Raw genomic sequence first — 14051 nt, 5'->3', positions numbered from 1 at the left:
GACCGGCAGAGGCTCGGTCACGCAAAAAACGAGAGAACACTCCGGGAGAAAGGGAATGTTCTGAAAGAGAGCTTCAACCAGGTGGCCGAAACGAATTACGACTGCGGACAACGACGTCCATTGCACGGGGCAAGTGGTGCGGTCGAATACACACAGCTTCAGACGCGGAAGACTCCGCCCAGCAATTGCGGTCGCTGGACTGAAGCATTCCAACGTCTTAGTAGGCAGTTACGACAAGACCACGTGAGCTTCTAGTTGCTCAAATCGCGAGAACTTGTCGCCATCGTTCATTCCGAAAAACTGAAGTCCGCGGCTCGCCACCTTCCAGCGGCCAGCATCGTACAAGTACACGAACTCGCATCCCATATTCGCTGCTGCTTTGAGCAACGCTTGCAGTTTGCGGTAGTACTTGGTCTGAATACCAGGTCCAGTTTCGCCTCGGTCTCGCCCATAAAACGTCGTGGATCCGAAATCGTCACGCTGGTCGAAATCATGTTGCCAGCCGATATTCGGTCCCAAGGATGATATATCACCGAAGCTAAGTAGGTAGGTGAGCTTGCCTTCATCTAGGTAATGTTCAGCAAGTGTTTTACCAACACCTTCGGGATAACCATCCCAGTGACAGTAGCAGCCTTCATAGCCGTTACTTGTTTTTCGAGCGATAAATGATCGTGTTGCCATTTTGGGTTAGGGGAAAGAAATGAAAAACGGTTGCGATCCGATCGCAACCAACCACCGTGCGTGACTCTCGCCCTCGGCTGTCCGCAACCAAGCGAGCAGCGAGAGAAACACAGGTGAGCGGGCACGCGAACTAGAAGTCCGCGTCGAAGTCATCGTTTTGGGACGCAACGGAGGCTTCGGCATTGGCCACGTAGCCAAGCGATAATCGCAGCACCTCAATTGCTTGGGGTAACTCATTGAGCCCAAACGACGAACTGAACTTATAGCCTTCGCCGTCGCGGTAGCGTTTCTGAAGATTCACGCTGCGAACGATCCGATCTGGCTCTCCGGCCTTCTCAATCTTGCGAGCGAAAATGCTGCCGCTGACTGCGCCGATACGAAAGACTTGTTCTGGTTTCTGACGATTCATGACGACCCTTTGCTTCAATAAGAGAAACTGACCATGTATTGGTCAGGTGAAACTCATCCAAGATCGGGCAGGCACAAAATGGGTGCTGCTCGATGAAACAATGGGTGTTGATCCGGCAAGGCAATCCGACGGGCACTGCTGCGATGAGCAGGCACAGTCACTCTGTTCAATGCCATTTGGTGATACGCTCGCTGAGCGAGCCTCGGTCAGGGACGAGACTCGCTCACATACTCGACTTACTTCTCCGCTGGTGCCTTCGCATCTTCTTCCAAGTCGCTGGCAAACGCCCAGGCACGGTGAAGCAACAAGATCAACTGAGGCAGTTCGCCGACGGAGAAACTGTTACTGGTGCGAAACTTGTTATCGCCGCCGCGATAAATACGCTGTGCCGTTAACTTGTAGAACGTGCGACCATCGTCTGCCGTGTTGGCAAAAACTGCGACGCTCATGCCAGTGGCACGAAAGACTTTGATCGGTTCAGTAGACGGTTTGTTGGATGATGTGTCAGCCATAGTTAAAGGGGGAATGAAATTGAAACGATCGCAAGTGCGATCACGAAGTTCCACACGCATGACTCGCTTTCGACTGCCCCCTGACGGCAATCGATTGAGAGTGACAAGCATCATGTGGTCGGTTGGCTGCTTCGTTCGAAGCAACAATATTCGGTAAGCCAGTGAGTAACGGCCCATACTCGCCGGTGCTGTCCAGTGCATGCGGGCCGCTGAAAAAATCTCCAGCGGAAATGCGTCGTTGATTCATCATCAGCCACAGCTCGTTACCGGGCCTGCTGTTCATCTCTTCCGCAGTCTTACGGACGCGATAGTCGTTGGTTGTTAGAAACAGAACGCGGAATTGATCCAGTGTCGTGTCCGGAAATTGCGTTCGATGGACGCGCAAGTTTGACGCCGCGTAGTAGCCTTCACTGTTCACCTGACCTGAGTATGCGAGGTACGTTTCTAAGCTCTCGCTGAAATCATCTGGATAGATAAACTGTTTGCCCGTGTTATATGGCGGATCAATGTAGATCATCTTAATCGATCCATAATAAGCTTTTTGCAGCAGCTTTAAGACTTCAAGATTATCACCTTCGACAAACACGTTCTGTGCAGTAAGAAAGTCAACGGACCTGTCCAGATCAGGCTGTAGCGTGCCCAATGCGGGGCGCTGCACACACCTCATTGCTTCTTTTTTGCCTGGCCAATCCATGCCGTACCGCTCGCGTCGGTTCTCAAAGATGTCGCTGAATGTTCCCAGTTCCGCCTTCAGTTTCTCAAAGTCGACGCTCTCAATGAGTTCGCCCGCTTCGTTTTTCGTCTCGGTGAATACGTTTGGAAACAACGCCTTAAGTTCATCACGACGTTGCGCGGCAATATCCATCGAAGTTAGGGGCAATTTTTCAGGTTCGGTCATGCTATGAATCCTGCCAGACTTGGCATGTTTGATCAAATTAACTTCCAACGAATGGTGAACAGCGTTTCTTCGTGCAGCTCTTGCTCAAGCCGCTGTTCCACTCGGTCTATCAAGGTGTCTTTCTGTCGCTCGATGTCGCGGGCCGCCTCGTCGTATTCCTTCCAGGCTTCATCGCGTTTCTTATCGAGCGAACGAATCTTCTTCTGCATCGCAAGCTTCTCAGGAAGATTGCGTGCCGTGCGAGCCTGCTTCTTCAATTCCGCAATCTCGCTGTCGTAGTCTTTCAGTTTGTTCTTCAGGGTCGCTCGTCGATCGGACGCCCAGCGGTTGAGCTTCTCAATCTCTTCTTCGAAGAAATCGGCGTTCCGCTCGGAAACTTCACCAAGGATCACTGACTTGGCTCGATCCAGACTTGCGTTGACTTGCGAAGCATCGATAGCGTCTGCTGCAACAACGCTGGCTGGCAAGCTGAACAGCCGCCGAACTTGCTCGGCTGTCAGTTCAGTTCCGTCGCCGGTCAAACCGGCGAACAGGAAATGATCTTCTGAATCGAGCGACGTAATCGTCAGTCGTCGAATGGCCAGCACACCTTCCGAACCGACCAGCGGGACCAATGAAGCGATATTCCGCGCTGTCGAGCTGTAATCAAATCGCAACTCACAGCCATCAGTTGCTAATTCCGAAGCCACCGACAATACGTGCTGTGCCAGCGGGTGCTGCAACCGATAGTGGTGCCCAAAGTCATCCCGTCTCGGCAAGGTATACCGGCCGCTTGGTGCCGATTCGACGGGTGTCTGGTCGAGCCAGAACGATAGACTGCTGGAATCAAACGTTGCCTTGCCATCGAGTACGAATCGCGTGGTGTCCCACAACAACGACTCGAACCGATTCAACGACGCGGCCGAATCTTCCTTGTAGACACGAAGCTTTTCGGCAACCTCTGCATCAAAGTTTTCCAGCAACTTGGTGCGGGTATCTTTCATGCTGACATCGATCTTGTCTGCCAGCTCGCGTTGCAATTCATCGAAAGAAGTTTGAATCTGGTCGCTGGTGCGGCAGGTTTGGTAGATCTCGGCGATTCGCTTTTCAAAATCGACGCCGGACTCGATGCTGCCCAAAACTTCGTCGCTCGCGCCGAAAACGCCGTCGAACAATTGAAACTTCTCGGCCAACAGCTCGTAGACTCGCTGGTCCGCCGCGTTGTTCTTGTTCAGGAAGTTGACGACCACCACGTCATGTTGCTGGCCATAGCGATGGCAACGTCCAATCCGTTGCTCGATCCGCTGCGGATTCCACGGGAGATCGTAATTCACCACAAGAGAACAGAATTGCAGGTTGATCCCTTCGGCTGCCGCCTCGGTGGCAATCATGATTTGGGCCGAGTCGCGGAAGTAGTCGACCAACGCGGCTCGTGTGTCGGCGGTGCGTGAACCAGTGACCTTGTCAGTGCCCGCATGGCGTTCTTTCCATGCTGCATAGATTTCGCGCGACTTGGGATCGGTGTTACTGCCGTTGAATAGAACGATGCGATCGGCGTAGCCGTTCTCAGACAGAAGACGCAGCAAATAGTTCTGGGTGCGTCGCGATTCCGTGAAGATGATCGCCTTTTCCGCCCCGCCGCGTTCCTTGGCCATGCGGAAGCCGATTTCCAAGCCACCCAGTAGCGCCATACCCTTCGCATTCTCGGAGATCTGCAGGGCGAGTTGCGAGAACTCGGTCAGTTCCTCGATTTCGCTCTCAATCGCCGCCCGTTGTTCTGGCGTGAGCGGCTCCGGCGTATCGTCTTCATCGGCTGAGAGTTCATCCGACAGTTCGTCGTAGGCGTCAAAGTCTTCTTCAATCTCTTCGGGCGGCTTCTTCTGCGAAGCGTTCTCTTGAAGCGATCTCCTCAACTTATTTGTAAGCGATTCCAAAGCGCCGGCGATGGCGAACGTGGACGATGCCAAGAGCTTGCGCAGCACCAACGTCATCAACGCCCGTTGACTAGATGGTAGCGCATTGAGTCCGTCGCGTTGCAGGTAGTCAGAGACAAGGTCGTAAAGCCGTTGCTCTTCCGCCGACGGCACGAATTCCTGCGTGTGTGCCTTGCGCTGCGTGTAGCGAATGTATTCCAGCACCTGACGACGCAGCGTGCGTTTGCAGACCAGGCTCAATCGTTCTTTCAGATCGTCGAAGCTGTCGCCGGGTGTGAGTCTGGCGAACTGAGCCCGAAAGCTTTTCAAATCGCCGAAGGTGTGTTCGTCGATGAAGCTGACTAGGCCATAGAGTTCCAATAGAGAGTTCTGTAGCGGTGTGGCTGTCAGCAAGAGCTTGGGAGCGTGAGATAGTGCCGAACGCAACTGGCGGGCGATCTTGTTGCCGGTCTTGTAGACATTTCGCAAGCGATGGGCCTCATCGATCACGACAACATCCCACTTGATCGCTTCCAGGTACTTCGCTTTGTTACGCGCGAATGGGTAGGAACAAAGAACGATTTCGTTCGTGTCGAAAGGGTTTCGTTTACCTTGCTTTTGTGCCTTGTTGAAGGAAGCTGATTCCAGGATTTGTGAGGGCAGATAGAACTTGTCGTACAGTTCCTGGTGCCACTGCTTGCGCAGGCTCGAGGGCAGAACGATCAGGATTTTGCGTTTGCCTTCAGCCCACTTTTGCGAAAGCACAATCCCCGCTTCGATGGTTTTGCCGAGACCAACTTCGTCAGCAAGAATAGCACCATGCGAGAGCGGTGATCGAAACGCAAATAGAGCCGCATCGACTTGATGTGGGTTTAGATCGACTTGGCTGTCCATCAGCGCGGCTGTGAATCGCTCGACGCTATCCGACGGACTACGTCGCAGCAGCTCGTGAGCGAATAGTTTCGCGTGATAGGCGGTGCAGCAATCACCACTGAGCGTGCCGCCCATTTGCAACATCGGACTACTGACGTGGCCCGTCGATGCGTTCATCGGCTCGTCGGCAAGGTTGCCAGCTTCAGTGTCGCCATCCAACGAGACTGAATCGAACGGATTGAACCAAACTGGCTGAGGCTGATTGTCTGGCTTCAGTGGCGTTTCAAGTCGCTTTGGGTTCGCTAATCGCCACTCAAAACCGGACTCCGTTTCATCGCAGCCGACGACATCGACGGTTCCAACGATGACGCCCTTGTCGAGTTGCTCCCATGGTTGACCAACAGCGTCTTGAACCTCGGCATCCGAAACGTCAGGTCGACCTTGTGCCGCATAGATGTAGATTGTCCCTCGAATCTTGGTGGCCTGAGAGCGATACTCCACGCACTTATCGCCCCGGAGGATCAATTCCGCCCAGGGTTGTCGAATGCTAAGTGCTTTGTATCGCTCGTGTTCCATAGATTGCCCCAAGTTAAAAATCAGTTACGGACATACGATACCGGAATGCTGGCAAAGAATCGCTCCCCTGAGGGGTTGGCATCCGAGCGTAGCGGATGTGTTTGACACGTTTGGTCACTGGCCATGCGGATTGGGCAAATTTCTTGGGCGACGAACCGCTGATTCTTCGTTGTTGGAAGTTTTGCAAAGTCACGCCTGCGCCTCCGAAGCAATTTGGCTCTTCACCGCTTTTCGAATCCGCTCGACCTCATCTCGGTTTACCAACACCAGTCGAGCAACCTTTGGGTCAAGCGCATCGTGCTCCGGGGCCAAACACAAGTGCCCCATCATGTAGTAGAGCAAAGAGACCCGAGTCTCGATCTTGCACTTGCCATCTTCCATTCGGTAGTCGAGTTCGACGGCGCGTTTGTCTCCCGGGGCTAGCTTTGGGTTCGGCTCAAGAACGAGTGTGACGGAGTGATTCCACTCAACGTCTTCCGCTCGATTGATCTTCTCTGGCTTGGAACCGTCGACCTCCACGATTCGCGTGAGAACGAAATCTCGAAACGATTTGCGGCGAAGGCACCAGGACCGCGCGTGCCAACCGAATCCGTCGTATCCAAATGCATGCGGGGCAATCCATCGCCACGTCGTTGTATTGGAGTAAGCGGACTGATACTTAACCTTCAAAGCGTGGGAGTCACGAGCCGCGCCAATTACCGCTCGCAAAATCTCCGGTCCAACGGGACGACGAAGGATCGGGACGACCGAGAAGTCGGGCATTTGCTGAGCCCACGTCTCACCCTCGGCAACATATCCAGATTCTTGCAATCGCAGCTGGGATAGATAGGCGTCCGCCGAAGGCCGTAGATGCACCGGCTTGAACCTTTCTGTAGGACGGTATGTCTTCAGATGGCTGTCGTAGCGAATGAAATCAGGGGCGGATTCCTGGTACCGCTTCAGATCCCCTGATGCCTGCGGAACGGAGACTCCGAATTGCTCGACGATATCCGACCGGTTGATTTGCCCCTCCCAGAACAAACGAAACTCGATGAATTCGAGTCTACGTTGGACACTATGGCGAATTTCTGACTTTTCCGGTTGTACCACGGTTGCGGGCTCGATTCTGATGCGTATACTTTCTGTACGGGTCAAGTAACTTGACCCACCAGGATCTTCATCGATCGCCAAGTGTCTGTCAATGCGGGGAGGGACCAGAAAACGAAGGTCTAGTCGTCAGATTCGCAGCTTTTCGGCGCAATCGTCGTAAGCGGCAAACCTTTACGGCTCCCAACGTTGGGCAGCCAACACCACTTCATTTTTTCATTGAGAAAGCCATGACCAAGAAGGATTACCACGTTGTCCCCGGGCAAAACGGCTGGGCAGTCAAGCGAGAAGGGGCTGAGCGGGCATCGTCCGTTCACCCAACTCAGCAACAAGCGATTGACGCTGGCAAAGAGCTCGCCAAGACGCACAAAACAGAACTCGTGATTCACCGCCCCAACGGCCAGATTCGCGATTCCGACAGCTACGGCAATGATCCGAACCCACCGAAGGATAAGAAGCACTAGCACCGAGATGTCAGTATCAAACGTTCCAGAACCGATTAGGCTTTGCCTTTGGGGCAGAGCTGCCGGTCGTTGTCAGTACGAGGGTTGTAATCGAGAGTTGTTCCGCGATCAGGCAACGAAGGCGGAGTTCAACCAGGCATACATTGCGCACATTATCGCTGATAAGCCCACGGGGCCGCGCGGCGATCCAGTGCTTTCAGAAAAGCTCAAGGCTGACCTTTCCAACTTGATGCTTCTTTGCGATGCGCATCATCGATTGATTGACAAGGTTGATGTCGCGGGGCATTCAGTTGCGCGTTTGCAAAAAATGAAACAAGCTCATGAGAGCCGCATTGAGCTTGTAACGGCCATTGATCAAGAGCGCCGCTCACACGTTCTTATGTATGGTGCGAGGATCGGCGAACACGGGACGCCGCTAACGATTCAAAATGCAAAATTGGCCCTGCTTCCAGATCGGTATCCCGCGAGCCACGAACCAATATCGCTGAGTCTTGGAAACGCCTCAATCGGAGATGACGAACAGCTCTATTGGACAATGGAGGTGGAACATCTTCGGCGTCAGTTTGCCGAACGTGTAAAGCCGCGTTTAACGGTTGATGCTGTGCACCTTTCGGTGTTTGCATTGGCCCCCATTCCTTTGTTGGTTGAGTTGGGAAGGTTGTTATCTGACATCCCAATGGCTGACGTGTATCAACTCCATCGGGAGCCTTCAACCTGGAGCTGGCTCGAACACAACAAGCCGTTTGAGTTCAAGGTGCTGCAAGATGGCAATGAATCCGCAACTGCCGTCGCAATCAATCTTGCGTTGAGTGCAAGTGTCACAAACGACCGCGTGCGTTCTGTGTTAGGCGACGACTGCTGCATCTATACCGTCACTCCAACCGAACCTGGAAACGACTTTCTCAAGAGTAGAGCTCAGTTGCAACTCTTCCGCGAAACCATGAGGAAGCTATTTGATCAAATCAAGCTTCGGCATGGCGAATCGTGTGAGCTGTCGGTTTTTCCAGCAATTCCGGTTGCCGCTGCGGTCGAGCTCGGTCGTATTTGGATGCCAAAAGCAGATCTTCCCTTCCGCGTGTACGACCAAAACCGCAAGAGCGGTGGATTCATACGAACCATAACCATTTCCCAGGTCTAGGCATGCATCACTCAGTCATCGACAACCGAACCTTGATCGTGAACTCGATCCTTCGCCAGCTTGCTGAAGAACTTGACATTCCCCCAAGCAAGTACAAGCAAGCTGTAGAGCGATATACTTCGGTGGGGCGGTGGCTGAATGATGGGCACTATCCAGGTGCGCACGGTGAGCCTTCTATTTATCCGCAGGGTTCATTTCGTTTGGGCACAGTTGTTCGCCCAATTCGCGATGGCAAAGAAACCAACTACGACATCGATCTCGCATGTGTGCTGCCATACCCCAAGCAAAACACCACAGCAAAGACGATTCGTCATCTGGTAGGCAACCGATTAAAAGAGCACGGCACTTATTCAGAAATGCTCGACGGGGAAGGACGCCGCTGCTGGACGTTAAACTACGCGGAGCAAGATGGAGCTGGCTTTCACATAGACATACTTCCGTGTATCCCGGATCCGCAGCGGTTTTCAAACGTCTCGGAACACCATTCGGTTCAATCGGTTGCTCTAACCGATCTCAACAAGGTAAGCTGCGTCTACTCGTGGGGCTTCACGAATCCAGCGGGATATGCGGATTGGTTTAGGGAGCGACAGCGGGCGATCTTCGAAGAACTCTCGCCTTTGCGTAAACGCGAAATCTACCTTGAGAATATGGAGATTTTCGCAAGTGTAGATGACGTCCCAGATCAACTTGTAAGAACGCCCCTGCAGCGGTCAATCCAAGTCTTGAAACGTCACCGCGACGTCAGATTTAATGGATTGAAGAATTGGGAAGATCGTCCAATCTCCATCATCATTAACACCTTGGCTGCTCTGGCGTACCAAGGAGAGCCGGATGTGTACTCAACGCTAGCCAACTTGGTCGATCGAATCCAAAGATATCAAGAAACTGGGTTGATAAAGTGTGAAAACGACAAGTGGGTTATTTGGAATCCCGTGAACCCGAACGAGAACTTCGCTGACCGATGGAATGACGAAGGTAGCGAAAAAGCGGACGCGTTCTTCCAGTGGATCGGATGGCTTCAAGAGGATATTGACGACATCCTGAACGCGTCGACGCCCAAAGGGCTTGAGCGAACGCTCGTCGAGTCGTTCGGTGGTGACATAGGAAGACGCGTTGCAGATACATACGCGCCCCAACTGGTTGCTAACAACGCGATTGTTGAATCCGCGTTTGGTCGCACGTTAGGGAAGTATCTGCGTTTTGACGTGGCTCATCGCGAGCCACCTCGTTGGCACATGTCACCGACGAGGTACCAAACTCAAATTAAGGCCAAATACATGCGCAATGGATTCCGACCAACTGTTTTCAGGAGCAACAGCTCGGCATTGCCGAAGAATGTGGGGTTGGTTTTTGAAGCGATCACGGATGTTCCAAAACCTTACAGCGTGCACTGGCAAATCGTGAATAGCGGTCGAGAAGCAGGCAGTGCAAATGACCTGCGAGGGGGTTTCTACGATGGGAAGCGATCGGGCAAAGTCAAAGACGATGAGTCCACGAAGTATTCAGGGATGCACTGGGCAGAGTGCTTCATTGTCAAGGATGGTATTTGCGTTTCGAGAAGTGGTGAGTTTGTGGTGAATGTTCGATAGATGATCGCTACCGCATCCCCGAGAGACTGCAGCCAGGAATCGAAACGATCCTGTCGCGCAAAGCCTTCTCGTAGTCGTTTCCGAGCCCAAACATGAAGCCAATCAAGAGGTCGTTACAGCCGGCGCCGTCAATCTCCTGCATCGCGGTCGTTCCGAGAAATTTTGCGCAAGTTGCGTCACACTCTTGTTGCCACGGATAGTCTTTGCCTGTAGTCGTTTTACGCACCATGTCGATGGCCGGGGACACTCCGTTGTCTGGCACGAGTGCCGTGTAGGCATACACGGCGGCCGAAAGCAAAACAGCAACCGTGGAAACATCGAGAACAGTTTTTAGCTTCATGCTGACACTGTGCAGCATCGCTATCCGGCTTGCAAGCGTTACACGCAAACGAGCTTGACGCTATTGCCCGTCCAGTGTGTCAGTGTTAACGACGATCAGATTCTCGACGCAATAGTCGGACAGAATGTCGTTGAGGAAACCTGTGGTGAAGTCACTGGATCCTTTGAGGGCGTAGGCGAACAGTTCGCGGCAATCGTCATCGGACATCTGTTGATGAAAATCGTCTGATCGAAAGAATTCCATGAACTGCTCAGGCGTGACGTGCAGTTCGCTATCGATCGCAATCGACGAGTCGTGAATAGCTTCGACGGCCGACTGGCACTGACAAACACTGCAATTTCGAAAGTCGCTGTCGCACAAGCAATCGCGATGCTCCAGCACGCTTTGGCAGGCTCGATACAATGCCGTCGCTTGATCGTGTGTTATTTGGGTAGGAATGTGTTCGGATGTGTGATCCATGATGTGATTTGGGAAAGAATAGAATGCTGCGGCACCGGCGGTTTCTGAGGGCGGTTCAAGGTGGAGTTCGCAGAAAGCACCTTGACCGTGCGAACGAAGCAACTGCTACTCTGCCGCAGGGCTGTTTTTCCAAGCCGCGACTTGGTTTTGAATGCGAAGCGTCGTTCGGTACGACAAATGAGACGACTTCGTAGGACGGCCAAGCCTCAAGCTTGTCGGCGATCCGTTCTACCTGGTTCGCATTCCTGCCTGACTGATTCGTGAGTGATGGCCCCCTCGCGACCTGCCTCTGCCCGAACCGCTGCATCTCGCCAGCGAACCAACGTTTGCATTTGCCGCCTGAAGGGTGTACGGTCCACCAGTGAACGGAGTTGATTCCAAGAGTTTCGGGCTCGTGATCGCCTACCTTCTTCCAGGGTTCGTTCTACTGGCAGGCCTTGGACAGGTAAGCGATATCGCTTGGAACTGGCTATACGGTGAAGCCGCGTCGCAATTTCTTAGTGTGGGCGGGTTTCTGTACTCGACCGTTGCGGCATTGACCCTCGGTCTGCTCGCCAGCACTGTTCGATGGTTGCTTATTGATTCGCTGCATCACGCAACGGGACTTCGTCGTCCATCATGGAACTTTGGCCGTTTGGAGGTTAGCCTTGGAGCCTACATGACGCTCGTCGAGAACCACTACCGGTATTACCAGTTCTACGCGAACGGAGCAATTGCCTGGTTGGCGGGTTATTGCTGCTGGCGGTGGAGCGTCGCGGAACGTGTTCCGATTGGTTTTGATGTGGCGGCAATTTGCTTAACGGCTTTGCTTCTCGCAGCATCTCGCAATACGCTGAGGAACTTCCCCTCCTCTGCTAAGTAATTCTTGAACGCATCTTCATCGTCATCGTCGCTGATGCGAACTTCTCTTTGGCGGGCAAATTCCAGACGACGCAACTCACGCCACCAGTCAGGCGGCGTCGTTTTACGTTCATGAGCTAATTTTAAGTGATACATAAAAAATGCCTCCGGCGATTGGTTGATCCGTTTCTGCTCAATTGCACTGAGGGTAATGTCGGTCCATTCTTGCAGCAGTCGCGGAGGGTAAGCCTCAACCAAACGCTTGATGGTGGCCGCATCAAACCCTAGGGACGCAAGCGGTTCAAAAAGTGGTGAGTCTTCGGCAGTGAATGTCACGCGATAGGGCTGCCCGTCGAAGTAGGAGCCGCGGTGAAAGGTCACCGTAAACACCCCTTTACTTTGTTTTGCGAACAGGTCGCGAACTGATTTGGCGGCTGGTGGCAAGACGATCGCCTTCAGGTCCAGCAATGTGGTAGCTATGCGAATCAACTTTTGCCGAATAGCCTTCGTCTCGAGTGTCGGGCTAAAGCCGAGTGTCTGAACCCCGAGGCTTCGTAGTTCTAGCGGTGGCGTTGCGTCCAAGCGATGGAACGTTTTCTGCAATAACAAGAACAAGCGTCGCGAAGCAAAGTCGAGCTGGCGGTACGTCTGAAAGTCGAACGAGAAGCTCCCTTGAACAGCCTGGCAAAACTCAAACCACTGCGCGTCGTGAATAAAGTGCCAGGCGCGACTGCTGGCCGGATCAATTGGCAACGAGTACTTCAAGAAGCCAAAGGCCACGTCGCGATGCTCCCCACGAATCGGATCGTAGAATCGGTCGTTCGTGTAGACGACTCCGGCAAGACGACGAATTGCACTGCGGAAAATTTGAAACCGTTTTGCTTGATCCTGTCCCTCGTCGACAACGCCCAGCTGTTTGAGACACCAGTAGGGAGTGGCATAAAAATCAACGCTTGGCTGTGTCTGAGCAAAATTCAGCGACATCAGGCCGTAGAGGTAAAGCTCATCATTCGGTGAAAATCCAAACGGTGCGGCCACTTGGGCGTGCGCCGTCTTACGATTGCGGTGCTTGTCGGTGAATTGGTAACTGGCATCATGAAGGAGTCCCGGTTGAATCCCCTCTCGCGTATCGAGCGGGCAGAGTGCGTGTTCAACGAGCGTGTGCTGCGCCAGTCCGCAATACCGGGAGGTTCGGGGCCGAGTATTGGCGGGCCGTTTCTGATCTGAGGAAGGGGTCAAGTGCTCTTGGGATGAATGATGGTGGGATGACTCCCCTATTTCGCTTTTCGGAACAAGCCGCCAAATAGTGGCCGCTTTTCTTTAGACGTGTTCGGCTTCGCGACATCGGACGTATCGTCAATGACAACGACATCGTTGGGAGCCGGTGTTAAGGCTAATCGCTTTTGCAGGTCTTGCATTAGAACATGCGTTTCACGCATGCGCTCGTCTTGTCTCATGATCTGGTCATCCTTGCGGTCCAGTTGTATTTCAAGTTTCCGAATCTGTTCATCTTTGCTTTCTAACTGGTTCCGGAGAATTTCCAGTACGAGCTCTGATGCTTCGCCAGTGCTACTCCCCTTCTTCGCATCGTCAATTGAACCGAACTGCTCCAGGACTAACGCTTTAGCAATCTTCCAACGGTATGGCTCCTTTGCTTTCTGCGCTCGCTTGAGCTCTTCAGGAGACGGTTCAATTTGGTGGCGGCTCGGATGATCTTCAGCCGCAACGACATCGCGAATAAAACGCTTGATCGTACTTGCCGAGACGGTGGTGAGTTTTGCGGCCTCAACCGCTGATAGAAATTCAGACATAGGAATGAGAATGAACAATATCAGAAGGGTAGCGCAGACGGTTTTCCAACGCAAGTAAATGGCCGACAGTCTGGACGACCAGTTCACCATTGAAAAAACGGTCGACTTTTTAACGTTCACGAACGGTCTCTTGATCTGTTCAATAAATGTATTCGCCGTTAATTTGCCGTTTGGTATCGTTCCTCACCATTCATTTGGCCGTATGAAGAACGATCCGTGGATCGTTCATACAGTTGCTTGCGTGAGTACAAAGTACAGAGAAAAGAACGAGTCGACTAACGACTTGTTCAAGATATTTTTGACCGACTCTTGAATCGTTTATGGTCGGTTCTAGAACGATGCGTGAGTCGTTCAAAGTCCGAAACACCGCTTTTGGACTGCTGGGAATGAACGGGTAACTATTTCAAAATTGCCAAGGTGGATCGTTTATGACTCGTTCAAAAAGCAGCAATGTTCCTTGAAAGCGAACGACTCGATCAGATG

13 protein-coding genes are annotated in these 14051 nt (G+C 52.7%); 3 read left to right on the top strand and 10 right to left on the bottom strand.

Features of this window, described 5'->3' with window-relative positions; all coding sequences use genetic code 11:
• Nucleotides 1-228: 228 nt before the first annotated feature.
• From FYK55_RS26370 to FYK55_RS26345, 6 genes are all read right to left on the bottom strand, one after another.
• Nucleotides 229-681: a hypothetical protein gene (locus FYK55_RS26370; RefSeq protein ID WP_150079633.1), complete on the bottom strand. Its 453-nt coding sequence runs from the start codon at nucleotides 679-681 to the stop codon at nucleotides 229-231.
• 130 nt (nucleotides 682-811) lie between these two features.
• Nucleotides 812-1090: a hypothetical protein gene (locus FYK55_RS26365; RefSeq protein WP_150079632.1), complete on the bottom strand. Its 279-nt coding sequence runs from the start codon at nucleotides 1088-1090 to the stop codon at nucleotides 812-814.
• Between the two features lie 236 nt (nucleotides 1091-1326).
• Entirely contained in the window at nucleotides 1327-1539 is a 213-nt protein-coding gene (locus tag FYK55_RS26360) for a hypothetical protein (RefSeq protein ID WP_235908999.1), read from the bottom strand.
• A 103-nt stretch (nucleotides 1540-1642) separates the two neighbouring features.
• Nucleotides 1643-2500: a hypothetical protein gene (locus FYK55_RS26355; protein WP_150079630.1), complete on the bottom strand. Its 858-nt coding sequence runs from the start codon at nucleotides 2498-2500 to the stop codon at nucleotides 1643-1645.
• A gap of 32 nt (nucleotides 2501-2532) precedes the next feature.
• Complete coding sequence (locus tag FYK55_RS26350) at nucleotides 2533-5853, bottom strand: SNF2-related protein (RefSeq protein ID WP_161604766.1); 3321 nt, start codon at nucleotides 5851-5853, stop codon at nucleotides 2533-2535.
• 177 nt (nucleotides 5854-6030) lie between these two features.
• Nucleotides 6031-6930: a WYL domain-containing protein gene (locus FYK55_RS26345; RefSeq protein WP_150079628.1), complete on the bottom strand. Its 900-nt coding sequence runs from the start codon at nucleotides 6928-6930 to the stop codon at nucleotides 6031-6033.
• Between the two features lie 227 nt (nucleotides 6931-7157).
• Between FYK55_RS26345 and FYK55_RS26340 the strand changes: the two genes are divergently transcribed.
• The 3 genes from FYK55_RS26340 (at nucleotide 7158) to FYK55_RS26330 (ending at nucleotide 10118) form a co-directional block, all read left to right on the top strand.
• The gene (locus FYK55_RS26340) at nucleotides 7158-7391 is read left to right on the top strand and encodes a DUF2188 domain-containing protein (protein ID WP_150079627.1); all 234 of its coding nucleotides are present in this window, start codon (nucleotides 7158-7160) and stop codon (nucleotides 7389-7391) included.
• Nucleotides 7392-7488: 97 nt separating this feature from the next.
• Entirely contained in the window at nucleotides 7489-8529 is a 1041-nt protein-coding gene (locus tag FYK55_RS26335) for an SAVED domain-containing protein (protein ID WP_235908998.1), read from the top strand.
• 38 nt (nucleotides 8530-8567) lie between these two features.
• Nucleotides 8568-10118, top strand: a complete 1551-nt coding sequence (locus FYK55_RS26330; protein ID WP_161604765.1) for a nucleotidyltransferase — start codon at nucleotides 8568-8570, stop codon at nucleotides 10116-10118.
• Between the two features lie 7 nt (nucleotides 10119-10125).
• Here FYK55_RS26330 and FYK55_RS26325 read toward each other — a convergent pair whose 3' ends face one another.
• The 4 genes from FYK55_RS26325 to FYK55_RS26310 all read right to left on the bottom strand — a co-directional run bounded on the left by FYK55_RS26325 (nucleotide 10126) and on the right by FYK55_RS26310 (nucleotide 13688).
• The gene (locus tag FYK55_RS26325; RefSeq protein WP_150079624.1) at nucleotides 10126-10476 is read right to left on the bottom strand and encodes a hypothetical protein; all 351 of its coding nucleotides are present in this window, start codon (nucleotides 10474-10476) and stop codon (nucleotides 10126-10128) included.
• A gap of 42 nt (nucleotides 10477-10518) precedes the next feature.
• A complete protein-coding gene (locus tag FYK55_RS26320; protein ID WP_150079623.1) occupies nucleotides 10519-10917 on the bottom strand; it encodes a hypothetical protein in 399 nt (132 codons plus the stop codon).
• A 729-nt stretch (nucleotides 10918-11646) separates the two neighbouring features.
• A complete protein-coding gene (locus FYK55_RS26315) occupies nucleotides 11647-12996 on the bottom strand; it encodes a hypothetical protein (RefSeq protein ID WP_235908997.1) in 1350 nt (449 codons plus the stop codon).
• Nucleotides 12997-13031: 35 nt separating this feature from the next.
• Nucleotides 13032-13688, bottom strand: a complete 657-nt coding sequence (locus FYK55_RS26310; protein ID WP_201743818.1) for a hypothetical protein — start codon at nucleotides 13686-13688, stop codon at nucleotides 13032-13034.
• Between the last annotated feature and the right edge of the window lie 363 nt (nucleotides 13689-14051).

Origin of the sequence: Roseiconus nitratireducens (assembly GCF_008629675.1) — a bacterium.
Classification (GTDB): Bacteria; Planctomycetota; Planctomycetia; order Pirellulales; family Pirellulaceae; genus Stieleria; species Stieleria nitratireducens.
The sequence above is the reverse complement of the archived record's forward strand: the minus strand, read 5'-3'. Positions and strand labels throughout refer to the sequence as shown.